Origin of the sequence: Verrucosispora sp. WMMD1129 (genome assembly GCF_029581255.1) — a bacterium.
GTDB lineage: Bacteria > Actinomycetota > Actinomycetes > Mycobacteriales > Micromonosporaceae > Micromonospora > Micromonospora sediminimaris.
Map to the genome: position 1 here is coordinate 1513676 of NZ_CP120741.1, position 24137 is coordinate 1537812.

The following is a 24137-nucleotide window of genomic DNA, read 5'->3' on the forward strand; positions in this document are numbered from 1 at the left end:
CTCGCTTCGCTCGCTCCGCTTACTCACGCCGCCGCCTCCCGTACCGTCCCGACCGCCAGGGCGACGACGTCCTCCTCGGTGGCGCCGGCGGGCAGCTCACCGGCGACACGGCCGTCGCGCATGACGAGCATCCGGTCACTCATGCCGAGCAGCTCCGGCAGCTCGGACGAGATCATCAGCACCGCCGCACCCGCCCGGGCGAGCCGACGGACGAGATCGTGGATCGCCGACTTGGCGCCCACGTCGATGCCCCGGGTGGGTTCGTCGAAGAGCAGGATCAGCGGGTCGAGTGCGAGCCACCTGGCCAGCACCACCTTCTGCTGGTTGCCGCCGGACAGAAATCGGATCTCCTGGTCGTCACCGGCGGCCCGGACCTCCACCGCGGCAAGCAGCTCGCGGACGCGTACGGTGCGCGCGGCGCGACCCGAGCGGGCCGGGAAGACCGCCCGGCTCGCGAGCAGCGCGTTGTCGAGCACCGACTGCCGGGCGACGATGCCCTCGCCCTTGCGGTCCTCGGTGACGTACGCGAGGCCGGCCCGCGTCGCCGCGCGCGGAGAGCGCAGCCGGGTCGGCCTACCGTCGATCGTGACCACGCCGGTGGTGAACGGCTCCACCCCGAACAGCGCGCGGGCCAGCGCCGAGCGTCCGGAGCCCTGCAGACCACCGATCCCCAGCACCTCACCGGCGCGCAGTTCCAGGTCGACGTCGCGTAGTTTGCGGTTCCCGCCACCCCGCACGGCCAGCCGTACCGCGCCGACGTCCCCGGGCGCGGCCCGATCCGGGTAGTAGCTGGACAGCTCCCGGCCGACCATCTGGCGTACCAGGTCCTCCGGTGTGGCGTCGGCAGTGCGCATCGTCCGCACCAGGCGGCCGTCCTTGAGGACCGTGATCCGGTCGGACAGGTCGAAGACCTCGGTCAACCGGTGCGAGACGTACAGCAGGCCGATGCCCTGCTGTTGCAACCGTCGCACCAGGCCGTAGAGCAGTTCGACCTCGTGGTCGGCCAGTGCGGCGGTGGGCTCGTCCATGATGAGCAGGCGCGCGTCGAGCGCGAGCGCCTTGGCGATCTCGACCACCTGCTGCTGAGCGACCCCGAGGCGGCCCACCACGGCATCGGCGGGCAGTTCCGTCTCCCCGATGGTGGCCAGCAGCTCCGCGGTGCGGCTGAGCATCTGTCGCCGGTCGACCAGGCCACGCCGCTTCGGCTCATGACCCAGGTATACGTTCTCTGCGACGGTGCGCTCCGGCAGGAGGTTGAACTCCTGGTGGATGATGCCGATGCCGGCCCGCTGGGCGTCACGCGGGCCGCCGAACACGCGTGCTCGCCCGGCGAACTCGACGGTGCCGCCGTCCGGGGCGTACCCACCCGAGACGATCTTCATCAGGGTGGACTTGCCGGCACCGTTCTCGCCCACCACGGCGTGCACCTCGCCCGGAGCGACGTCGAGATCGACACCGTCGAGAACGCGTACCCCGAAGAAGGACTTGCCAATGCCCCGCAGGGTCAGCAGCGCCGGGGGTCGAGCTGACATCAAGAATCCTTACGGATAGTAATCGCCAAGGGCATCGGTGCGCCACCTCGAAGTTCACTTAGGACCGGCCGGTCACCTGGCTTTAGTTATCGGAAGCGAAGCTTCCTGTTGTCGTGCTCAAACTTTCGCTTGACATGACCGAAACATCACACGTATGAAGATAGATGCTCGGGGATGGGTACGCAATCCCCGATCTTCCCGGACTAGCGACTGGGCCGATGACAGGCAAAGACGCCGGGTCAGGTCCACTGGGGAACGTGGGCGCCGATGATCAGTCCCATCCATGTTGTCGTTAACATCAATTTATGTCCATATCGATACTATTTAGGCTCCTTGCCACCACGGGGCCCGGAACCCACCCGGGCGTGACTCTGCGTCACATCCAGCAGTGTCACGTCGGTACGACGAACCGTGCGAAGACCACCGCGCACGCCTCCCGTCGTGCCACACCAGGCACCACCCGACGTGCCGTGGGAGGTGACCGGACTCGTGGTCGCGCCCCCTGTTGCTCCACCCCCGACGAGGAGACGGCATGCGTCGTAAGACAGCCATCATCGGACTGATCGCCGGTCTGTTACTGGCGCTCGCGCTGGTCCAGCCGGCATCAGCGGCTCCGGAGTTCCGCGCCCTGTTGTTCACCAAGACCACCGGCTACCGGCACGACTCGATCCCGGCCGGGGTCTCGATGTTCCAGCAGCAGGCCGCGTCCGACAACTTCGAGCTGGTACACAGTGAGGACTCCAGCGTCTTCACCGCAGCGAACCTGGCCACCTTCGATGTCCTGATCATGTTCCAGACGTCCGGCATGGTGTGGACCTCCGCCAGCCAGCGCCAGGCGGTGGAGGGCTACCTCGCCAGCGGCAAGGGCATCGTGGCCATCCACAACGCCACCGACATGGGCATCGAGGGCGAGTACCCCTGGTGGGACCAGACCATCAACGCGGGTGCGCACATGCCGGAGCACTCCCCCGGCGTCCTGCCCGGCACCGCCATCGTCGCCGACAAGAAGCACCCGTCGACGGCCAGCCTGCCGGATCGCTGGAACCGCAGCGAAGAGTGGTACAACTTCGACAAGAACCCGCGCGGTGAGGTGCACGTCCTGGTCACCGCCGACGAGCGCACGTACAACCCGGGCCCCCGCGCGATGGGCTCCGACCACCCGATCTCCTGGTGCCGTAACACCGGCGGGGGCCGGGTCTGGGCCACCGCGATGGGCCACGCCGCGGCGTCCTACAGCGAGACCCACTTCCGCAATCACGTCCTCGGCGGGGTGAAGTGGGCCGCCGGCAACGAGCCGGGCGACTGTGGTGGCACCGTCTGGGGCAACTTCGAGAAGCGGACCCTCGACAGCAACACCGTCGACCCGATGGCACTGGCCGTGGCACCCGACGGGCGGGTGCTGTACGTCCAGCGCGGCGGCCAGGTCAAGATCTTCAAGCCGAGCACCAACAGCACGGTGACCGCCGGCACGCTCAGTGTCTACACCGGAGGCGAGGACGGGCTGACCGGGCTGGCCCTCGACCCGAACTTCGCCAGCAACGGGTACGTGTACGTGTATCACGCCCCGGCCAGCAGCTCGACCGACGTCAACCGGGTCTCCCGCTACACCCTCAACGGCGACACGTTGAACATGTCCAGCGGGGTGACCATCATCGACATCCCGGCCTACCGCGACCGGACGTACCCCGAACCCGGCCACACCGGCGGATACATCGCCTTCGGGCCCGACGGCAACCTCTACATCGGCACCGGCGACGACGTCGCGCCGAACCTCGACCCCAACTGGCAGGGCTACGCCCCGCTGGACTGGCGCCCGGGCAAGCACATGCTCGACGCGGCGCGTACCGCCGGCAACACCAACGACCTGCGCGGCAAGCTGCTGCGCATCCGGCCCTCCGCCGGTGGCGGCTACACCATCCCGTCGGGCAACCTCTACCCCCAGGGGACGGCGCAGACCCGGCCCGAGATCTACGCGATGGGCTTCCGCAACCCGTTCCGCTTCTCGATCGACCCGGCCAACGGCTGGGTCTACCTGGCCGACTACGGACCGGACCGGAACCCACCGACCACCAACCGGGGCCCCGAGGGCCTCGTCGAACTCAACGTGATCAAGACGCCGGGCAACTACGGCTGGCCGTTCTGCCACGGCGACAACCAGCCGTACGCGCCGTACAACCCGGACACCGGCGTGGTAGGCGCCAAGTTCAACTGCGCCGCACCGGTCAACAACTCGCCCAACAACACCGGCCTGACCAACCTCCGGCCGGTCGTCGCGCCCAACTTGTGGTACGGCTACGGCGCCTCGCAGAACTTCCCAGAGGTGGGCTCGGGCGGCTCGGCACCGATGGGCGGACCGGTCTACCGCTACGACCCACAGAACCCTTCGGCGACGAAGTTCCCGCCGTACTACGACGGAGTGCACTTCTTCTACGAGTGGTCGCGTGACTACATCAAGGAGATGCACTTCGACTCGGCGTCGGCGGTCACCCGAACCAACCCGTTCCTGCCCAACACGCGGTTCAACAGCCCGATGGACCTCGAGTTCGGCCCGGACGGCTCGCTCTACCTGCTGGAGTGGGGCACCAACTTCGGTGGCGGCAACAGCGACTCCGGCCTCTACCGGATCGACTACGTCCAGGGCGGGCGGTCACCGATCGCCAAGGCCACCGGAACCCCCACGAGCGGCAACGCCCCGTTGACCGTGCAGTTCTCAAGCGCCGGGTCGGCGGATCCCGACCCCGGTGACACGATCAGCTACCTGTGGACGTTCGGCGACGGCACCACCTCGACGGCGGCCAACCCGTCGAAGGTCTACACCAGCAACGGCAACTACACGGCGCAGTTGAAGGTCACCGACAGCTCGGGCAAGACGGCCTTCGCCAACGTGCCGATCACCGTCGGCAACACCGCTCCGGTGGTCACCATCACCACGCCGGCCAACGGTGGCATGCTCACCTTCGGCGACCGGGTCTCCTACCAGATCACCGTCACCGACCCGGGCGGCGCACCGATCGACTGCAGCAAAGTCTTCCTTAACCCGGCGCTCGGGCACGACGACCACGCGCACGAGACCACGGACTACGCCGGCTGCTCCGGGACCATTCCCACCGACCTGCTCGGCGGGCACCCGGACGGCGCAAACCTGTTCTACGTGCTGAACGCGCGGTACACCGACGACGGCGGCGCGGGTGGCGCGGCTCCACTCACCGGCCGTGCCCAGATGATCCTCCAACCCAAGCACAAGCAGGCCGAGTACTACAGCAGTCAGTCCGGCACCCGGGTCATCGACCAGGCCGGCGCGGAGAGCGGCAAGCGCATCGGGGACATCTCCAACAACGACTGGGTGGCGTTCAACCCGATGAGCCTGTCCGGCATCAACACCGTGAGCTACCGGCTGTCGTCGCCCTCCGGCGGCGGATCGATCGAGTTGCGGGCCGGATCGGCCACCGGCACGCTGCTGGCCACCACCCCGGTGCCGAGCACCGGCGGCTGGGACAACTACCAGTCCACGCCGCCGGTGAACGTCACCCCGCTCGCCGGCACCCACACCCTGTACCTGGTGTTCAAGGGCAGCGGCAACAACTGGTTCGACCTGGACTCGCACACCTTCGGTGGTCCGGGAGTGGGCGTCGGTGACACCGGTGGTGGGATAGCCGGCCGTACGTGGACGCTCACCGCACAACACAGCAACAAGCTGATGGACGTCAGCGGCGTCTCCACGGCCGACGGCGCGCAGATCCACCAGTGGGCGGCCACCGGTGGCAACAACCAGAAGTGGCAGGCGGTCGACGCCGGCGGCGGTGCCGTCTATCTCCGGGCCGTGCACAGCAACAAGTGCGCGGAGATCACCGGCGGCTCCACCACCCCCGGCGCCTTCCTCCAGCAGGCCACCTGCAACAACAGCAACCAGCAAAAGTTCACCGTCGCGTCCACCGGTACCACCGGGGTCTACACGGTGAAGAGTGTGCTGAGCGGGCTCTGCATCGATGTCAACGGCGGTGCCACCACCGACGGCGCCCGCCTGTTGCAGTGGACCTGCCACAGCGGCACCAACCAGCAGTGGCGGTTCAGCCTGGCCTGACCATCGCGACCGTCAAGGACGCCCCGGTCGGGACCGGTTTCCGAAAAGCGGAGCCGGTCCCGCGCCGGTGCGGTCACACCCGCCAACGCGATGTGTGCTCGACGTCGTCATATCCGATCTTCGAGCGTCATCCTGCCGAGGCGAGCAGCCCGGTGGCGGCCAGTGACCGCCACAGCTCGTCGGGCACGACCGTGGCCGAACGCCGTACGGTCTCCGTCATCTGCGTTCCGTTGCGCACACCTACGACCGTGGAGACCACGGCCGGATGCCGGCGGACGAAGGCCAGCGCCGCCTGGGGCAGGGTGACACCGTGCGCGTCGCAGACCTCGGCGATCCGTCGGGCCCGCTCGATCAGCTCCGGTGGCGCCTGCTGGTAGTTGTAGAGCGCGTTGGCGGGCGGGTGGTCCCGGGACAGCAGTCCCGAGTTGTAGACACCCGCGATCACCACGCCCACCCCCCGGCTCTCCGCGAGCGGCAACAGGTCAGCGGCCGCACCCTGTTCGAGCAGGGTGTACCGGCCGGCACACATCATCACGTCCACGTCGGTTTCCCGAACGAACCGCGCCAGCATCGCCGACTGGTTCATGCCGGCCCCGATCGCACCGACGACGCCCTGGTCGCGCAACTCGACCAGGGCGGGCACGGCCTCGGTGGCGGCCTGCTCCCAGTGATCGTCGGGGTCATGCAGGTAGGCGATGTCGATCCGGTCCAGGCCGGTGCGCGCCAGGCTGGCCTCGATGCTGCGGCGTACCCCGTCGCGGCTGAAGTCCCAGACCCGGCGATGGCTGGCGGCAACGTCGAACCCCTCGGGGTCGCGCAGGTGCGCGTTCTGTGGCGACGGCACCAGGAGTCGCCCCACCTTCGTCGACACCACGTACTCGTCGCGCGGTCTGTGCCGCAGGGCGCTGCCCAGGCGACGTTCGGACAGCCCGAGGCCGTAGTGCGGCGCGGTGTCGTAGTACCGCACGCCCGCAGCCCAGGCGGTGTCGACAGCGGCGACGAACTCCTCGTCGGTGGTCGCCCGGTAAAGGTTGCCGCCCTGGGCGGCGCCGAAGCCCAACTCGGTGAGGCCGATCGCCGGACGACGCGGCAGTACCTGCTTCCTCATTACGCCCCCAGTCGGTAAGAACGTCGGGCGGTACCCTCCCAGAACGCTGCGCGGTCGGTCGGGCCGAGGTCGCCCAGCAGTTCCGTGACCGCCTCGATCCAGCGGGGGTACGAGCTGGCGAGCAGGCACACCGGCCAGTCCGAGCCGAACATCAGCCGCTGCGGCCCGAACACGTCGAGTGCGTGGTCGACGGCAGGTCGGAGATCAGCCGTCGACCAGGGGGACCGGGGCACCTCGGTCGTCAGGCCGGACACCTTCGCCGTCGTGTTGGCTGCTTTTGCGAGCGCCCGCAGGTCGCGCTTCCAGTCGTCGAATTCCTGGGTGCCCAGCGCGGGCTTGCCGAGGTGGTCGAGGACGAAGCGCACCTCGGGCAGGTCATGGGCCAACCGGGCGGCCATGGGCAGCTGGTGTTGCCGGACCAGCAGGTCGAAGACCAGGCCGGCGGCACCCACCGCGGCGATGCCCCGGCGGACGTCCGGGCGATCGAGGTAGGCCGGGTCGGTCTCGCTCTGCACGAGATGACGGATGCCGACCAGGCGCTGCCCGCCGGGCGCGGCGCGTAGCCGGTCGAGACGGTCGGCGACGTCGTCGGCCGTCAGGTCGACCCAACCGACGACGCCGCCGACCAGGACGTCGTCGGCCGCGATCCGGAGCAGGTCCACGGTCTCCCGCGCCGAGGCGATGGACTGTACGACGACGGTGCTGGTGACACCCGCCGCCCGGGCCAGCGGGGCCAGGTCGGCCAGCTCGAAGTCGGCGTCGATGGTCGCCATGGTCACCGGGTCGATCCACGGCTGCGGATGTCGTGCCCGGACCCAGAGGTGGTGGTGGGCGTCGACGATCCCGGCCGCGCCCGGAGTTGCGTCGGTCATCGGCCCAACCACCCGCCGTCGACCGGCAGCACGATCCCGTTGACGTAGTCGGAGGCCGCCGAAGCCAGAAACACGGTCGCACCACCGAGGTCATCGGCGGCGCCCCACCGACCGGCCGGTATCCGGGCGAGAATCGCCTGGTCGCGCTCGGGGTCCTCGCGCAGGGCCCGGGTGTTGTCGGTGGCGATGTAACCAGGGGCGATGGCGTTCACGTTCACCCCGTGCGCCGCCCACTCGTTCGCCAGGGCCTTGGTGAGACCGGCGACACCCGACTTCGAGGCGGCGTACCCGGGCACGGTGATGCCGCCCTGGAAGCTGAGCAGGGACGCGGTAAAAATGATCTTCCCGTGGCCGCGTTCGACCATTGCCCGACCGATCTCCCGACTCAGCACGAACTGGCTGTTCAGGTTCACCTCGATCACATGGTCCCAGAGTTCGTCGGGGTGCTCGACGGCCGGTGCGCGGGCGATCGTACCGCCGTTGTTGACCAGGATGTCGATCGGTCCGAGCGCGACAAGCTCGCCGGCCAGCCGGCGCACGGCCGTACGATCGGCCAGATCGGCGCGCAGCCCGGTGAACCGTCGGCCGGCGGCGCGCACCCGACGCTCCACCTCGCTCCCCTCCGGTTCCAGGTGCGCGGAGACGCCCACGACGTCGGCACCGGCCCGGGCCAGCGCCTCGGCCATGGCCAGGCCGATGCCCCGCCGGGCGCCGGTGACCACGGCGGTCCGTCCGGACAGGTCGAACGGATTCGTCACCGGTTGCCCTCCCGCCAGTCCAGCAGCACCTTCATCACACCGCCACCCTCCAGCGCGGTGAACGCCGCGGTCGCCGCCTCGGGCGGGTCGACCCGGGAGATCAGCTGCCGTGCCGGGATCGCGCCGGAGGCGACCAACCGGATCGCCTCCGCCATGTCGTCGCGCTGGTAGAGCCGGGCGCCGAGCAGCTCCAACTCGCGCCAGAAGAACCGGTGCAGGTTCACCTCCCGGGGGCGGGGATGGATCGCCACCATCACCAGCCGACCCCGGACAGCCAGCACCTCGACCGCGGTGGCGACCCCCGCCGCGGCACCGGAGACCTCGAAGGCGACGTCGGCGCCCGCGCCGTCGGTCCGGTCGGCGACAAGCGCCGCCACGTCGATCGCGGCCGGGTCGACCGCCTCGATGCCGATGTCGCCCGCCACGGCGCGTCGAGTCGGGTCCGGCTCGACGAGCAGTACCCGCGCACCGCGACCCTGGGCGACGGTGCCGATGAGCACCCCGATCGGCCCTCCGCCCACGACGACCACGTGATCGCCCGAGGCCACCGAGCCCCGCCGTACGTCGTGCACGGCGACGGCGACCGGTTCGACGAGTGCACCGTGGTCGAGCGGCAGCTCCTCCGGCAGCGGCAGGACCAGTTCCGCCGGCACGTTCCAGACGGACTGCATGGCGCCGGGCGAGTCGATGCCGAGGAAGTCCATGGCGTGGCAGATGTGCGAGTTGCCGCGCCGACAGGCGGCACACTGCCCGCACCATCTGGTGGGCAGCACCGTCACCGGCTGGCCGACGGACCAACCGGTGACGCCCTCACCCAGCGCCGCGATCCGCCCGGACATCTCGTGCCCGATGATCGCGGCGGCACCGACCCGGGAGTCCATGTCCCCGTGGTAGATGTGCAGGTCGGTGCCGCAGATCCCGGTGTACGCCACCGATATCCCCAACTCACCGCGCCCGGGTGCCGCCGGCTCACGTTCCTCGATACCGAGATGCCGTGCTCCCCGGTAGACCACTGCCTTCATCGATCCTCCGTATCAACTCCGCACACCGCTCGCGTCACCGGCCACCACCGTCGGTCCCGTTCAGTGACTTCCGGTCGGCGACACCTGGTTGCTGTTGTGCGCCGGGGTGACAGCCCGGGTCAGCGGGAAGCCAGCGGTGGCGGGCAGGACGCCGTCCGTCGCCGCCAGCAGCCGTCGCCCGGCCTGCTCCGGCCGGACGTTCGGGCCGTCGTCCGCCGGCGCCTGGGGGTGCCGGTCCACGGCCTGGATCCGCTGTTCGTCCACGCGGAGGCCGAGTCCGGGTGAGTCACCCAGGACGAAGAACCCGTCCTCGACGTGCGCGTCGACGGAGACACCGACCGGCGGCCAGAGGTCCTGCAACTCGCTGGTCAGGTGGTTCGGCACCGAGGTGGCGGCGTGCAGCAGCCCGAGCGGGCTGTTGCCGATCGGGCTGACCGGCAGATCGTAGGCGTGCGCCAGGGCGGACACCCGCAGGAAATGGGTGACTCCCCCGACCGCGGACGTCTGGACGACGTCGACCGCGCCGGCGGCGATCAGCGGACGGTACTGCTCCAGCCCGGTGAGGTTCTCCCCCGTGGCGACGGAGGCGCGTACCCCCCGGCCGACGGCGGCGAGCCCTTCGGCGTCCCAGCGTCGAACCGGCTCCTCGATCCAGATGAGGTCGAGGGTGCGTTCGAGTTCGCAGACGTGCCGGACGGCCTGCTTGCGGGTCCACGCCTCGTTGACGTCGAGCATCAGACCCGGCCGCAGTCCGTGGCCGGCCTCCGCCAGGACCTCCTTGACCAGGTGGAGCCGGTGTCGGTCATGCTCGATGTCGAGACCACCCTTGAGCTTGGCGGCCCGCAGCCCGTGCTCGGCGTAACGGATGTACGCCGAGACGAGGTCCTCGTCGCTCAGGGCGATGTCGAGACCGGACGCGTACGCCGGGACCCGGCGGTCGCGGCCGCCCAGCAACCGCCACAGCGGCTGACCGGCCGCCTGCGCCTTGATGTCCCACAGTGCCGTGTCGAGTGCGCCGATGGTGCCGAACACCGGGCCGGCGTGACCGGCCTTGAAGGTGTGTCGCAGCATGCGGTCGTAGAGCGTCGTCACCGCACGGGGGTCTTCGCCGTCGATGGCCGCGAAGATCCGCTCGATTTCGACGTGCGGGCCGATGCCGACACCCGACAACCCCTCGTCGGTTTCCACGACGACGATCGGCACCGGGACCCTCCCGTCGGCGAAGACGCCGTTGGCGTCGCCGACCGGGCGCCCCCATTCCTGGACCGTGGTGAGCGTCCGAAAACCGGTGATGCGCATTTCAGCCCTTCGTGGAGCCGGCGGCGACGCCGTCGGCGATCTGGCGCTGGAGAAAGAGGTAGACCACGAGGACCGGTATCGCGGCGATCAGCACCCCGGAGGCGAAGGTGGGGATGTCGTCGGAATACTGGCCACGCAGCGAGGTCACGCCGACCATGAGCGTGCGGTGATCCGCCGACGGCATCATCACCAGCGACATCAGGACATCGTTCCAGCAGAACAGCGCGTTGAGGATGCCGACCGACAGCAGCGCCGGGGTGCCCAACGGCAGCATGATCCGGCGGTACACGCCGTACACACTGTTGCCGTCGATCCTGGCCGCGTCGATGATCTCCCGCGGAATGGTCTTGTAGTAACTCGTCATCAGGAAGACGGTGAAGGGCAGGAACTGGGCCACGAAGACCAGGATCAGTCCGGGGTACGTGTCGATGAGGGCGGTGTCGGCCATGATCCGGGCGAGCGGCACCATGATCACCTGGAACGGCACGAACAGGCCCGCGAGGCAGCCCAGGAACAGCGCCGAGGAGCCACGGAACCGAAGCTGGCTCAGGGCGAAGCCCGCCATCGACCCGAGCAACAGCAGCAGGAGGACCGACGACGTCACCACGATCAGGGAGTTGACGAAGTACCGGTCCATGCCGACGCTGTTCCACGCCGCGCTGATGTTGTCCCAGCGCAGAGTGTCGGTCAGGGAGAACCGGTCGAGGATGTAGTCGCGCCGGGTCTTCATCGCCACGTTGGCGGTGAACAGCAGTGGGTAGATCGTCGCCAGCGCGAGCAGCGACATCGGGATGGCCAGCAGCCACCGGCTCAGTCGTACCCGGGACATCAGTCCTCACCTCCCGCCCGCCTGAGCAGCTTCACCTGGAGCAGCCCCACGACGAGCATGATCACGAAGAGCACCGTCGACGCGGCCGAGGCGAGGGCGGGCCGATTCATCTGGCCCTGCTGGATCCAGATGTAGTACTCCGGGAGATAGGTGGACCCTTCCGGCCCGCCGCTGGTCATCACATAGAGCAGGCCGAACATCGAGGTCAGCATTCCGACCATGGTGGTCACGGCGACGAACGCGATGGTGCGGGACAGACCCGGGATGATCACGTGTCGGATGACCTGGGCCAGCGAGGCACCGTCCACCCGGGCCGCGTCCAACAGCGCGGCGTCCAGGGTCGCGAAGCCGGCCAGGAACACCACAAGCGCCATTCCGAAGGTGGCCCAGATGTGTACGCCGACCACCACGAACATCGCGACGTCGGGATTCCCGAGCCAGTCCACCGGGCTGATCCCGGCCGCCTCGAACAGGACGTTGACCGGGCCGTCAAAGGCGAGCAGCAGATTGAAGATCGCGCCGACGATGACAGGTGAGAGCACCGCCGGGAAGAAGTAGACGCTGCGGTAGAAGCGGTGCCCGGGTACCCGGAGGTAGATGAACGTCGCGAGCAGCCCGGGGATCGCCACCGCCACCGGAAGCAACAGCACCAGCAGCCCGACGTTGCCCAGCGCGGTGCGGAACAACGGGTCCTCGATCAACTCAAGGTAGTTGTCGAAGCCCACCGTCTGACCGTTGCGCTCGCCGTCTCCGGTGAAGGAGAAGTTGACGCCGAGCAGCAACGGGTACAGCCGCAGCACCACGATGATCAGGATGGCGGGTGCGACCAGGACGTAAGGGGCGAAGCGCTCGGCCCGCGAGCCGCCGCGAACGGACCGTGAGCCGCCACCGCGACGGGCGCCTGCGGACCCGGCCGCCGCCCCGTCGGCCCGTCCGGGAGGAACCGGACGGACCGACGGCTCTGCGTTTCCGATCGGCACGAAATCAGCCTGCCTGGTCGGAAGCTGCCAGCTGCTTCACCGCCTCGTCGACGCTGATCGAGCCGCTGAGCAGTTGCTGGGAGACCCGCCCCATCAGGTCCAGGGTCTTCGAGGAGAGCGCCACGTGCAGGGCGGGCTTACCGCTGTTGAGCGCGGCGACGATCGTGGCGGCGGCCGGACCGGCCTGCGACACGTCGATTGTGGTGTCGGCGGCGATCGCACCGGCGTCGGCGTAGAACGCCTGGAGCGCCTCGGTCGACGTCAGCGATCGCACCAGGTCGGCGGCGACCTTGGGATCCTTGGTCCACTTCGCCACCCCGTACCCGATGCCGCCGTCATAGGCCAGGCTCGGCGTGGTGCCGGCGGTGACCACCGGAGCGCTCATCACGCCGAGCTTCTCGGGCGTCAGGAACTCGTTGAAGTCCTTCCAGTGCCCCACGTCCGACATCAGTCCGATGACGTGCGCGGCCTTGGCGGACTGGAAGAGCGCGAACGAGTCGTTGAACATCGCGGTCGAGTTGCCCCCGTCGTTGTTCAGGCCGGCGTCGCCGGCCTCCTTCCAGAGCTCGAAGATCCGCTTCACGTTTGGCGAGTTCCAGTCGCGCTTGCCCGCGATCCAGTCGTCGTACTCCTGAGCGGTGAGGATGCCGGAGCCGAGGGCCGACATCCAGAACTGGATTCCAGCGCCTTCCTTGTTGCCCAGGGCGAAGCACTTGGCGCCGGCCTTGCCGATGGCGGCGCAGTCAGCGAGGAACTTGTCCCAGGTGGTGGCGGGGCTCGCCGGATCGAGCCCGGCCTTCTCGTAGAGCGCCTTGTTGTAGTAGATGGGGTGCCCCTGCAGCGTCACCGGACCGGCGTAAACCTTGCCGTCCTTGCTGAAGGCGTCCCAACCGGCGAGGCGCTGCTTGTCCTCGGCCACGTACTCGTCGAGGGGCACCAGCGCGTCGACCCGGTCGCGGATCTGACCGCCGCCGTTGAACAGCATCACATCCGGGCCCTTGCCGGACTGAATGGCCCCGCCGAGCAGCGTGTAGTACTGGTCGAACGGCTGCGCGACGAACTCGACCGTCACGTCGGGGTGCTTGGCGGAGAAGTCGGCCTTCGCCTTCTCGACATACGCTTTAGCCGAAGGCTCGCCGGACTTCCAGTCCCACACCACAAGTTTGTCGTTCCCGCCACCGGACGAGGGCCCCGTATCGCTGGCACTTCCACAACCTGCCGTCGCCAGTCCCACAACGAGGACGGCTGACCACAATGCTCGTTGTTTCATAGTTGTTCACCTCTGAAGGGAGTGGCTGACGGCCTGCCGCAGCCAACGTGATCAAGAACGTAACTCGTATGACGTCTGACGTCAACAGTCCCGCCGTACACTGGCCCTGGACGTCGTGGCACGACGAGCCAATCGGAGGGGGACATGACGCCATCGCAGGAGACGGCCCTGGAAAATCTGGCCGCCCCGGTCTGGGCGCGCCGCCCCACCAACCTCGCCACGGCGGTCACCGCCGAGCTGGTGGAACGCATCGTCCGTGGGGTGCATCCGTCCGGCACGGCACTGCCTCCGGAGCCCGTGCTCTGCGAGACCTTCTCCGTCAGTCGGACAGTCGTCCGAGAGGCGGTGAAGATCCTCCAGGAGAAGGGGCTGGTGCAGGTCCGCCAGGGTGCCGGCACCATGGTCACCCCGGCCTCGATGTGGGACATGCTCGACGAGCTCGTCCTCGGGGCCACCATCGCCGAGGACGACAGCCTCGCCATCCTCGACGACCTCGTGGTCACCCGACGCCTGCTGGAATCCGACATGGCGAATGTCGCCGCCCGGGTCGCCGACCAGGAGACTCTCGACCGGCTGCGCGCCCTGGTGGACCGGATGGACGAGCTGGTCGGCGATCACGTCACCTACCACGAGCACGACCGGGCCTTCCACGACCTGATCATGCAGGCGTCCGGGAACCGCATCGCCCGTGGCGTCGTCCGGGCGCTGGAGAGCCAGGTGGTGAACACCGCCCGGTACATGGGCCGCACCGAGCGTTCCCTGTGTGTGGCATCGAACCGCGGGCACCGCCGCATCTACGAGCGGATCGCCGCCCACGACCCGGAAGGGGCCGCGGCGGCGATGTTCACCCACATCACCGAGGCCTGGGTGGTCCGCCGCAGCGGCTCCGGCAAGCCGGCCCGCCTGCAACGCTGACCCGGGACACGACGGGTCGGCGGGCCCGACCCCCTGGTTCCCACTGCCGCCAGGAGGCCGCGACCCGCCGTCGCGCTCGGCCCGGTCAAGAGAACTGGGCGAAGAAGCGCCAGATCTCACCCTTGGTCCAAGTGGTGATGCCACTCTCGGCGTAGGTCCCGTCCACCGGGCCCGGCATGTGCCCGTTGTCGAAGGCCGCCCACTGCACCGGGTACCCGGCTCGGCAGCCGGAGTATGCCGTGGTGATGTGCGTACGGCTGCCCGCACCCGGCTCCGGCGGGTTCTGAGCGTTGCACCCGTTGTTCCGGACGAAGGTGTCGCGCAGCCCTCGGCCCTGGCCGATGCTGAGGACGTTGTCCGAGATGCCGTGCAGACCGAAGTACGCGATCGGCTGGGTACCGCCGCTGCAACCGCTGATCTGCGCACCGGCGATCACGGCAACCGCCCGGAAGACCGTGGCCCGTGCACAGGCGAGGGCGTAGCTCATGCCACCGCCCCAGCTGAAGCCGAGGGCGAAACGCTGCCTCGGGTTGACGCACAGGTCGCTCTCGATCCGGCGGATCATGTCGTCGACGAAGGTGACGTCCTCACCGCCGGCGTTGCCCCACCCGTTGCCGAGACCCTGCGGCGCGACCAGGATCGCGCTGTTGTTCGACTGCTCCTGCTGCCCGTAGTAGGACCAGGCGCTCCCGCTGGTGCCACCGGAGGAGATCTCCTGCATGGTGCCGCCACGCCAGTGGAACGCGAAGATCAGCCGATACGCGTTGTTGTTGTTGTAGTTGGCCGGCAGGCGCAGGATGAACTGGCGGCTCTTGCCGTTGCTCTGGATGGTGTGCGTGCCGTTGTACAGCGTCGGGGCCTTGCCGCACCCGGTGCCACCGCTCGGCGGTGGCGACGTGGGGCCGCCCCCGTCGACCCGGGCCAGTTGCCACTGCTGGTTGCTGCCGTTCCAGTCGGCGTACTGCACGATGTTCGCGCCGTCCGCCGTGGAGGCGCCCTGCACCTCGACGACCTTGTTGCTGTGCCGGCTGATCAACCGGACATGACCGCCGTCCGAGTCGGCCAACCGGAACTGCTGATTGGTGCCGTTGTGGTCGGACCACTGCACGATCGCCCCGCCGTCGGCGGTCGAGAAGTTGTGCACGTCGAGGACCTTGCCCGAGTGCCGGGACTTCAGCCGGTAGTAGCCTCCGCCGGAGTCCACGAACTGCCACTGCTGATTAGCCCCGTCGTTACGGGTCCACTGGCTGATCCGCGCACCGTCATTGGTCGCCAGACCATACACGTCCAACGCCTTGCCACTGTTGCGATTGACCAGCACATACCAGGCATTCGTGTCCACGGTCGCCGCCGCCGCCGGCGCCGCGTTCACCGCCACGAGCGCGCTCGCCGCCAGGGCCGCGGCGGCCGCCGCGGCCAGCCCCGACCGCCAACCGCGTCTGGGTGGAGAGGCGGGACGAGCCTCACCGATGGCCTTCATGGTCCACTCCTTCGATCGGGGTCACCCACGCGCAGCCGTGGATGCCCTGGGGATGTGCCGGCGTCAGGTGGTGGCGTCAGCACGTGGGGTGGTGCGAAAGGTCTGGTCACCGGCGCCACCGGTCAGCACGACGACGCGCCCACGGTCGCGGCTGGCCGGCGCGGGACCACGGCGGAGAATCCGGCTCCCGGCAGCCACAACACCCGCCCGTGAAGCGAAGTTAGCGTTAACGACGTCATACGTCAAACGACAGAGGTCTATCCCTTGCCAGGTGTTCGTGCCCCCGGTCCGGATCCGCGCAGAGCCACGGAACGCCCCCGCCCACCGGGCCCGGTGGCGACTCCCGGGCCCGGACGACGGTCACGGTGTCCAGTACACGTGCGGGTTCACCCGCCCCGACCAGTCGAAGACGGCCATGTTGTCCCAGCCGTTGCCGGTTCCGTTGATGTCCGCCGGATCCCAGCCATTGCCGCGTACGGCGTGCCAGGTCGGCTCCCAGTAGAAGACGCCTACCGCACCGGCGTTGCGTGCGGTGTTCTGCACCCAACTGAACTGCTGCGCCTGCCCGGACCAGGTGGCCGGGATGTTGTCGCAGCGCGCGGTGCCGGGGATCACGTTCGGCTGGTGGTCGGCGTCGGCAGTGGTGAACGGGTACGCGGTCTCGGCGATCACCACCGGTTTGCCGTAGCGGGCCTTCACGTCGGCGATGACGTTGTACAGGTTGGCCAGCGTGCCGTGCCACATGCAGTAGTAGGACAAGGCGGTGACGTCCCAGGTGACGCCCTGCGCCCGGATCCCGTCGTAGAACCAGCGGGCGTTGGCGTTGCTGTCCGCGTTCGCCGTGTGGATCCACACCTGGGTGCCGCCGTGGCACGCCTTGGTGGCCTGGTAGCCCCGTTTGAGCAGGCTCGCCAGCGGGGCGAAGTCGTTGTTGACCACCTGCCCGGCGGGCCAGAGCATCCCCACGTTGATCTCGTTGCCGATCTGCACCGCGTCCGGCGTGGTGCCCTGCGCCTTCAGCGCGCTGCACACGTCGTAGGTGTAGTTGTAGACGTCGGCCTGCAACTGACTCAGCGAGTGGTTGGCCCATGCCGCCGGCGGATACTGCTTGCCCGGATCCGCCCAGGTGTCCGAGTAGTGGAAGTCGATCAGCAGCTTGAAGCCCTTGGCCTTGATCGCCCTGGCCTGCTGAAGCACCTTGGCCTTGTTGTTGTAGCCACTGGCCGGGTTGTTCCAGATGCGCAGCCGCAGGTAGTTGACCCCCTTCGAGGCGAGGATGTCGTAGGGGTCGGCCTGCGCGCCGGAGGCGTTGTAGTAGCGGGCCCCGAGATCGAGGCTGCGTTGCAGCGAGGAGACGTCGGCACCGCGCATGGCGAGTGTGTTGGCCGCCTGCGCGGGAGCGGTCAGGGCCAGCGGGGCCGCGAGGACTGCCACCCCCACAAGGACCCGGAGGGACGGTTTCATGGCGCTCCTTCACATCCAGGGATGCGGGTGCCCGACGGGTTCGGGCACGTCCGGCGGGACTGCCGGACGGTCTCGGTACCAGGTGAGGTGGTGATGGGGATCGATGGCTCAAGCGTGACAGTCAGAGTGACCCATGCCGGCACCTCCGCACCACCCCCCACGGTGCCGCGCTCCGGACCCGACGTCGTACGCCCGACCGGGGCCGGCGACGGTAGGTTGCCCGCATGGAGCTGGAGTTCGCCGGTGAGGTGTGGTTCTGGCGCGGCCCGTCCCCGTTCCACTTCGTCACCGTGCCCGACCAGCACTGCGGCCAGCTGGCGGAGGTGGCCGGTCAGGTCAGCTACGGCTGGGGAATGATCCCGGTGGCCGCGCGGATCGGTGACACCCAGTGGACCACCTCACTGTTCCCCAGGGACGGCGGCTACGTCGTGCCGGTCAAGGACAAGGTCCGCCGGGCCGAGGGCATCGAGGTCGGCGACGTCGTCACGGTTCGGCTGATCGTCGACGCGAGGTAACGACGCGCAGGCCGGCCGAGAAGCGGTATAACTTATTGAATATCTTGCATGTATCGATGCTCTTCGGTAAGAAGGCTTAGGAATCGTTCAGGTTCCGCTTCCTGGGAGGAGCGACGATGAAACATGCCCTGCGCCGCCTACGCACCGCGACCGTCACACTCGCCGCCTGCACACTCGGCCTGTCCCTGCTGTCGGCTCCGGCCGCGGCATATCCGGTGCAGCCGATCACGCCCCTTTCCGACCGGGCGCCCGAGTCGGACCAGTTCTCGGCCGAGGGTGTGACGACCGTCGGTGAGCTGCGCACCGTCGACGGCTCGTTGTCGTACGCCCGCGCCGGCCGGACCCAGATCATTCAGCACCCCGGCGCCACGTACATCAAGGTGCACTTCAGCTCGCTGCGGCTGGCTCCCGGGGAGTACGTCACCGTGTCGAGCCCGGACGGCCGGGAAAGCTACCGGTACGACCGTCACCTGAACCGGGCGACCGGCGCGGACTACACCACCGACGGACGGCCGGGCTTCTGGGCGATGTCGGTGGAAGGCGACACGGCGGTGGTGACCTTGCACAGCAACCGCTCCTCCCGGGGCAGCGCCGCGACCATCGACCGGTTCTGGCGCGGCTACGACCGCACGGAGATCAGCCAGTACAACTTCTCCATCCAGTCGGTGTGCAGCACCGACGCCCGCCGCGACGTGGTCTGCTACCGGAGCAGCCACCCCACCGAGTATGCGCGCGGCAACGCGGTGGCCCGGCTGCTGATCAGCGGCGGCGGCATGTGCACCACCTGGCGGGTCGGTAACACCAACCGCATGCTCACCAACAAGCACTGCTTCTCGACCCAGGCCGCGGTCAGCGGGAGCGAGATGCAGTTCAACTACCAGTGCGCCACCTGCGGCGGCGCGAACCCCGGGCCCGGCACCAAGGTCAGTGGTGCAACGCTCTACCGGGTGAGCAGTGGTGGCTCCAGCCAGCTCGACTACGCCCTGTTCTCGGTGAACAACTTCGCTGCCATCCAGGGCTTCGGCACGCTCTACCTGGCGACGTCCGCCACCACCACCGGGACGCAGATGTACATCCCGGGGCACGGTGACGGCAGCCCGAAGCGTCTGTCCATCTTCGAGAACGCCCAGAACGGCGCGCGCTGCACCGTCCGCAACGCCAACTACAACACCTGGAACATCAGCTACAGCTGCGACACCTCCGGCGGCAACTCGGGCTCACCGGTGCTGAACAGCAGCCACCGGGTGATCGCCCTGCACCACCTCGGCGGCTGTCCGTCCAACCAGGGCGCCAAGGCGCACCTCATCTACAACGAGATCGCGAGTCTGATCGACAACGGCTGACCACGGCCGGTGGCGGCCCGGTGGCGGACCACGCGACCCCGGGCCGCCACCGGTCGCACCAACCCTCGTGGGCCGCGCACCCGAGTCCGCCGTACCATCCGGTACATGACGATTGCCGTCGAACAGCACGTGGACGCCGAGGTCGCCGCCGTCTGGCGGACAGTGAGCGACGTCGACCGCTGGGCCGAGTTGCTGCCCACCATCGACGAGATCAGGCGAATCGACGACGCCGGGCCGGTGGCGGTCGGCAGCCGCTTCCGGATCCGCCAGCCGGGGCTGAGCGCCGCCACGTACGAGATCACCGACTGGCGGCCCGGGGCCGGCTTCACCTGGGTGACCCGTACGCCGGGGGTCCGGACCAGGGCGAGCCACGAGCTGCTGCCGGAGGGCTCCGCCACCCGCCTGCGGCTGAGCATCGACTGGGCCGGCCCGGCCGCCCGCCTGGTGGAACTGCTGTACGGCAAGCGGACCCAGCGGCTCCTCACGCAGGAGGCGACGACCTTCGCCAGCCTCGCCGCAGGCAACGGGGGTGCCCGATGAATCCGGTCGAGCGCGTACCCACCCGCTGGGACGTCCTGGACGAGCGGTTCCGGACGGTGAGCGGTGACCACCTGGTGCAGCGGCTGTTCGACGGCGGGCGGTGGCTGGAGGGGCCGGCGTACTCCCCCGCGTGGCGCTGCCTGCTGTTCAGTGACATCCCGAACGACCGGGTGCTGCGGTGGGACGAGATCACCGGGCGGTGCGACGTCTTCCAGACGCCCGCCGGTTACGCAAACGGCCGTACGATCGACCGCCTCGGCCGTGTCGTGACGTGCGAGCACGGCCACCGCCGGGTCACCCGTACCGAGCCGGACGGGTCGCTGACCGTGGTGGCGGACCGTTGGCAGGGCAAGCGGTTCAACAGCCCGAACGACGTCGTGGAGACCAGCGACGGTTCGTTGTGGTTCACCGACCCGAGCTACGGCATCGACAGCGACTACGAGGGGCACCGGGCGGATCCGGAGCTGGACGGCTGCCACGTCTACCGCTGCTCGCCCGACGGTCGGGTGGAACGGGTCGCCGACGACTTCCTGCGTCCCAACGGTCTGGCGTTTTCGGCCGACGAGCGTCGGCTGTTCATCGTCGACACCCGGCGTCGGCACCTCCGCCACTTCGACGTGGGCCCCGACGGGACGCTGCGGGACCGTGGCGTGCTCGCCGAATGCGACGCCGGGTCGTTCGACGGGATCCGACTCGACCGGGAGGGCCGGCTGTGGGTCGCCGCCCACGACGGGCTGCACTGCTTCGACCAGGACGGCACCCTGCTCGGAAAGCTCCGGCTGCCCGAGATCTGCTCGAACCTCACCTTCGGTGGTCGTAAGCGCAACGTGCTGTTCGTGACGGCCACCACCTCGGTCTACTCGCTCGTCCTCAATGTCACCGGCGCAGGCCCGACGACCGGTCCGGCCACCAGGTAGGCACACCGACGTCCGCTGGTCGGACCACCCGGACACCAGCCACCGGTGCGCTGCCGGCGGGGCCGGGAGGGTTCGGTGGCCACCGACCCGGGTATGGCACACCTGTTCGAGAGAGAGGGTGCCGACATGAGCGAAAAGCATGATCCGCAGGCCGCGGTGAAGGACCCGGACGAGTGGGTGACCGGCGACGAGCCGACGACGGCGGCGCAGGAGTCGTATCTGCGGACCCTGGCCCGCGAGGCGGGCGAGAGCGTGCCGGACCGCCTCAGCAAGGCCGAGGCGGCGAAGCTGATCGACCGGTTGCAGCAGCAGACCGGGCGGGGTGACCAGGGCTGATCCCCTGAGGCCACTTCCATCTTATCGACGGGTCAAGTCGCGCAAATCACCCTGGATGCTGATTTTGCGGTTCTGGCCGGTACATATTCTCGACCAGTCCCCGTGCAGCAGCCTCTGGCAGACCAGGGAGCGGTGTGTCCGAAACAGTGCGGCAGCTCGCCATCGAGCAGCAGGTGGTCGACAGGGTGTACGAGCGACTGGAGGTCATGCGTACGCAGGCGAGGGAACTGGAGTCCGAGGGTCGCGGTCGCGCCACGGCCGGCCCGCTGACCGGGCTGGTCGAGCGCGACGCGATGGTGCTGAGCGCGGCGGCCAGACTGTCCGACCTGGACGGTCAGGAGGAGGGCCTGGTCTTCGGCCGGCTGGACTTCGACGACGGCGACACCTACCGCATCGGCCGGCTGGGCGTACGCGACGAGAACCGGGAGCCGCTGGTGGTCGACTGGCGTGCGCCGGCCGCCGCGCCGTTCTACCGAGCCACCCCCGGTGAGCCACTGGGCGTGGTCCGCCGCCGGATCATCACCTGCGAAGGCCCCACGGTCGTCGGCGTGGACGACGAGGTGCTGTCCGGCGGCGAGGTCGACGGTGTGGTGGGCGAGGGCGCCCTGCTCGCGTCGCTCAGCCGGGAACGCGGTCCGCACATGCGCGACATCGTCAGCACCATCCAGCGCGAGCAGGACGAGGCGATCCGCGCCCCGGCGCACGGCGTCACCCTCATCACCGGCGGCCCCGGCACCGGCAAGACCCAGGTCGCCCTGCACCGTGCCGCCTATCTGCTCTACACCGACCGGGGGAAGTTCGCCGACGGCCGGGTGCTGGTGGTCGGTCCCTCGACCGTGTTCACCGAGTACATCGGCCGGGTGCTGCCCGGTCTCGGTGAAGACAGCGTCCACCTGCGGGCGATCGGGGAGCTGTTCGACGGTGTGGTGGCGACCCGGCGTGACCGCGCCGAGGTCGCCAGGTCCAAGGGCGACCTGAAGATGGTGCGGGTGCTCACCGAACTGGCCTGGGACACTCCGCCGAACGCGCCACAACGGTTGGCCAGGCTCGACGCCGACGACCTGACGAAGGCCCGCCTGGAGGTGCGTCGACGGTGCGAGGCTCGGGGCATCAAGCCCAACCTCGCCCGTGCCGAGGCGGCGCAGGTGCTCTCGGACCTGCTCGGCGGCAGGGAGATCCCGGACGCCTTCCTGACGGCCTGGTGGCCGATGCTGACCCCGCAGGACGTGCTGCCCGCGCAGCACGGGCAGTGGTCGGTGGACGACGTCCCACTGCTCGACGAGCTCGCCGAGATCCTGGGCCCGCCGGTCACCACGGCGCCGACCAGGAGCGAGTGGCAGGTACGGGAGTTGAGCAGTGGTCCCCGGCTGGCGGAGACCTTCGTGCTCAGCCTGAGCCTGAACGACGGTTGGCAGCTCTTCGCACCCGGACTGGCCACCCCGATCGCCGTCTCCGGCCAGTCCCTGGACAGCGGCAACGCCTGGGCGGCGCAGCGCTGGGCGGCGGCGATCATCCTGCGTGAGGGCCACACGGTGGTGGGCTGGGCAGACGGCTTCGACCCGTACGGCGAGGAGGGGCACGTGCCGGAGCTTGCCGAGCCGTTGCCGGTGGCCGTGCCCACCGAGCCCGTCGAGGACGTGTACCTGCATGTCATCCTCGACGAGGCCCAGGACCTGTCGCCGATGGAGTGTCGGATGATCGCCCGCCGAGCCGCGCACGCCTCGATGACGATCGTAGGCGACCTCGGTCAGGCGACCCATCCGCTGGCCGCCGGAAGCTGGCCTGAGCTGGTGCAGCAGCTCGGCAAACGCGAGGCTCGAATGCTCGATCTACCCACCGGCTATCGGGTGCCGCAGGTCATCGCCGACTTCGCCGCCCGGACGCTGGCGCCCGGGATCGCGCCGACCCGCTCCTTCCGACCCGGCGGCACCCTCACGATCCGCCAGGTGGACGACCTGCGGGCGGCCCTCGCGCAGGAAACCGGTGCGATCATCGCTCCGGACGCGATCGCCGACCAGCTCGGGGCGATCCCGGTCAGTCAGGTCAAGGGGCTGGAGTACGACCGGGTCGTGCTGGTGGAGCCCGCGGACATCGTCGCCGCCGAGCCGCGCGGCATGAACCGGCTCTACGTCGCCCTGACCCGGGCCGTCGCCGAACTGGTCATCCTGCACACCAAGCCACTGCCGGAGGCGCTCCGGTCGTGAGCGCCCGGTCGGCGTCGGTCACCCGTCGTGAGACGCCGCCGGTGGTCGCTGGACCGCCTCGGCGACGACCCGCCAGACCTGGGTGGCGAGCCAGTCGTTGAGCTGCTCCGGCCCGACCTCGTCCCGGTGGTCGAACCACCAGATGATGCCGGCGTCGACCATGCCCACAACGCTGGCCACCACGTACGCGGGCAGGTGCGCCGCGTACCCGGCGGCACGCAGGTTGGCGACGGCGGCTTCGGTGATTTCGGGGACGGCGTGCGCGGTGCCGAGACGGGCCCGGAACCGGTAGAGGTTGGGGTGGGACACCGCCCAGCTCAGCACCTGGCCGACGATGCCGTGCACCACCTCCGGCGGGGTGCCCGGGGCGGTCAGCGACGGACGGATCCAGGCGCTCACCAGGCGGGCGGCGTGCCGGGCGACGGCCTGGTCGAGGTCGTCCTTGCTGGCGAAATGGCGGTAGACGTGCGGTCTGGGCAGCCCGGCCCGGTCGGCCACCGTGCCCAGCCCGATGTCGGTGCCGTGCTCCTCGATGACGCGGACCGCGGCCTCCACGATCGCCTGCCGTCGCCGGGCCCGCTCCTGCGGAATGCCGCCGGCACGGCGGGCGGCGATGGTGTCCCGTTTCACCGCCGCGTTACCCACCGGATCACTGTAGCGGGTCGGTAGCCT

General features: G+C 69.2%; 20 protein-coding genes. 8 read left to right on the forward strand and 12 right to left on the reverse strand.

Annotation, left to right across the window (positions count from 1 at the left end; genetic code table 11):
- Positions 1-23: 23 nt before the first annotated feature.
- Positions 24-1532 (reverse strand): sugar ABC transporter ATP-binding protein, encoded by a 1509-nt coding sequence (locus O7624_RS06840; protein WP_093403039.1) that lies wholly within the window; start codon positions 1530-1532, stop codon positions 24-26.
- Positions 1533-2064: 532 nt separating this feature from the next.
- Here O7624_RS06840 and O7624_RS06845 point away from each other — a divergent pair.
- Positions 2065-5613, forward strand: a complete 3549-nt coding sequence (locus O7624_RS06845) for a ThuA domain-containing protein (RefSeq protein WP_282239364.1) — start codon at positions 2065-2067, stop codon at positions 5611-5613.
- Between the two features lie 127 nt (positions 5614-5740).
- Here O7624_RS06845 and O7624_RS06850 read toward each other — a convergent pair whose 3' ends face one another.
- From O7624_RS06850 to O7624_RS06885, 8 genes are read right to left on the reverse strand one after another with little or no spacing between them, the layout of a single operon-like run.
- Positions 5741-6721 (reverse strand): aldo/keto reductase, encoded by a 981-nt coding sequence (locus tag O7624_RS06850; protein WP_282239365.1) that lies wholly within the window; start codon positions 6719-6721, stop codon positions 5741-5743.
- Positions 6721-7593 (reverse strand): amidohydrolase family protein, encoded by an 873-nt coding sequence (locus O7624_RS06855; protein WP_282239366.1) that lies wholly within the window; start codon positions 7591-7593, stop codon positions 6721-6723. The genes O7624_RS06850 and O7624_RS06855 overlap by 1 nt, the downstream gene beginning before the upstream one ends.
- Positions 7590-8351, reverse strand: coding sequence for a 2-dehydro-3-deoxy-D-gluconate 5-dehydrogenase KduD (gene kduD / locus O7624_RS06860; RefSeq protein ID WP_093403033.1), 762 nt, complete (start codon positions 8349-8351; stop codon positions 7590-7592). The genes O7624_RS06855 and kduD overlap by 4 nt, the downstream gene beginning before the upstream one ends.
- Positions 8348-9373, reverse strand: a complete 1026-nt coding sequence (locus tag O7624_RS06865; RefSeq protein ID WP_282239367.1) for an alcohol dehydrogenase catalytic domain-containing protein — start codon at positions 9371-9373, stop codon at positions 8348-8350. The genes kduD and O7624_RS06865 overlap by 4 nt, the downstream gene beginning before the upstream one ends.
- A 60-nt stretch (positions 9374-9433) precedes the next feature.
- Positions 9434-10672: a mandelate racemase/muconate lactonizing enzyme family protein gene (locus O7624_RS06870; RefSeq protein ID WP_282239368.1), complete on the reverse strand. Its 1239-nt coding sequence runs from the start codon at positions 10670-10672 to the stop codon at positions 9434-9436.
- A 1-nt stretch (position 10673) separates the two neighbouring features.
- Positions 10674-11501 carry a carbohydrate ABC transporter permease gene (locus O7624_RS06875; RefSeq protein WP_282239369.1) on the reverse strand — a complete coding sequence of 276 codons (828 nt, stop codon included), beginning with the start codon at positions 11499-11501 and terminating at the stop codon, positions 10674-10676.
- Complete coding sequence (locus tag O7624_RS06880; RefSeq protein ID WP_282239370.1) at positions 11501-12481, reverse strand: sugar ABC transporter permease; 981 nt, start codon at positions 12479-12481, stop codon at positions 11501-11503. The genes O7624_RS06875 and O7624_RS06880 overlap by 1 nt, the downstream gene beginning before the upstream one ends.
- Before the next feature lie 4 nt (positions 12482-12485).
- The gene (locus O7624_RS06885) at positions 12486-13637 is read right to left on the reverse strand and encodes an extracellular solute-binding protein (protein WP_282239371.1); all 1152 of its coding nucleotides are present in this window, start codon (positions 13635-13637) and stop codon (positions 12486-12488) included.
- Positions 13638-13895: 258 nt separating this feature from the next.
- Between O7624_RS06885 and O7624_RS06890 the strand changes: the two genes are divergently transcribed.
- On the forward strand, positions 13896-14666 hold the full coding sequence (locus O7624_RS06890) for a FadR/GntR family transcriptional regulator (protein WP_282239372.1): 771 nt from the start codon (positions 13896-13898) through the stop codon (positions 14664-14666).
- Positions 14667-14751: 85 nt separating this feature from the next.
- Here O7624_RS06890 and O7624_RS06895 read toward each other — a convergent pair whose 3' ends face one another.
- Positions 14752-16146: an RICIN domain-containing protein gene (locus tag O7624_RS06895; protein WP_282239373.1), complete on the reverse strand. Its 1395-nt coding sequence runs from the start codon at positions 16144-16146 to the stop codon at positions 14752-14754.
- A 360-nt stretch (positions 16147-16506) separates the two neighbouring features.
- Entirely contained in the window at positions 16507-17610 is a 1104-nt protein-coding gene (locus O7624_RS06900; protein ID WP_282239374.1) for a glycosyl hydrolase 53 family protein, read from the reverse strand.
- A 224-nt stretch (positions 17611-17834) separates the two neighbouring features.
- Here O7624_RS06900 and O7624_RS06905 point away from each other — a divergent pair, with 224 nt between their 5' ends.
- From O7624_RS06905 to O7624_RS06930, 6 genes are all read left to right on the forward strand, one after another.
- Entirely contained in the window at positions 17835-18125 is a 291-nt protein-coding gene (locus O7624_RS06905; RefSeq protein ID WP_282239375.1) for a DUF1905 domain-containing protein, read from the forward strand.
- Positions 18126-18241: 116 nt separating this feature from the next.
- Complete coding sequence (locus tag O7624_RS06910) at positions 18242-19468, forward strand: serine protease (RefSeq protein WP_282239376.1); 1227 nt, start codon at positions 18242-18244, stop codon at positions 19466-19468.
- Between the two features lie 105 nt (positions 19469-19573).
- Entirely contained in the window at positions 19574-20008 is a 435-nt protein-coding gene (locus tag O7624_RS06915; protein ID WP_282239377.1) for an SRPBCC family protein, read from the forward strand.
- The gene (locus O7624_RS06920; protein WP_282239378.1) at positions 20005-20925 is read left to right on the forward strand and encodes an SMP-30/gluconolactonase/LRE family protein; all 921 of its coding nucleotides are present in this window, start codon (positions 20005-20007) and stop codon (positions 20923-20925) included. Before O7624_RS06915 ends, O7624_RS06920 begins: the two co-directional genes overlap by 4 nt.
- Positions 20926-21051: 126 nt before the next feature.
- A complete protein-coding gene (locus O7624_RS06925; RefSeq protein ID WP_282239379.1) occupies positions 21052-21261 on the forward strand; it encodes a DUF3072 domain-containing protein in 210 nt (69 codons plus the stop codon).
- 134 nt (positions 21262-21395) lie between these two features.
- On the forward strand, positions 21396-23465 hold the full coding sequence (locus O7624_RS06930) for a UvrD-helicase domain-containing protein (protein WP_282239380.1): 2070 nt from the start codon (positions 21396-21398) through the stop codon (positions 23463-23465).
- Positions 23466-23483: 18 nt separating this feature from the next.
- Here the strand turns inward: O7624_RS06930 and O7624_RS06935 are convergent, their stop codons facing one another.
- Positions 23484-24110, reverse strand: coding sequence for a TetR/AcrR family transcriptional regulator (locus O7624_RS06935; RefSeq protein ID WP_282239381.1), 627 nt, complete (start codon positions 24108-24110; stop codon positions 23484-23486).
- Positions 24111-24137: the final 27 nt, after the last annotated feature.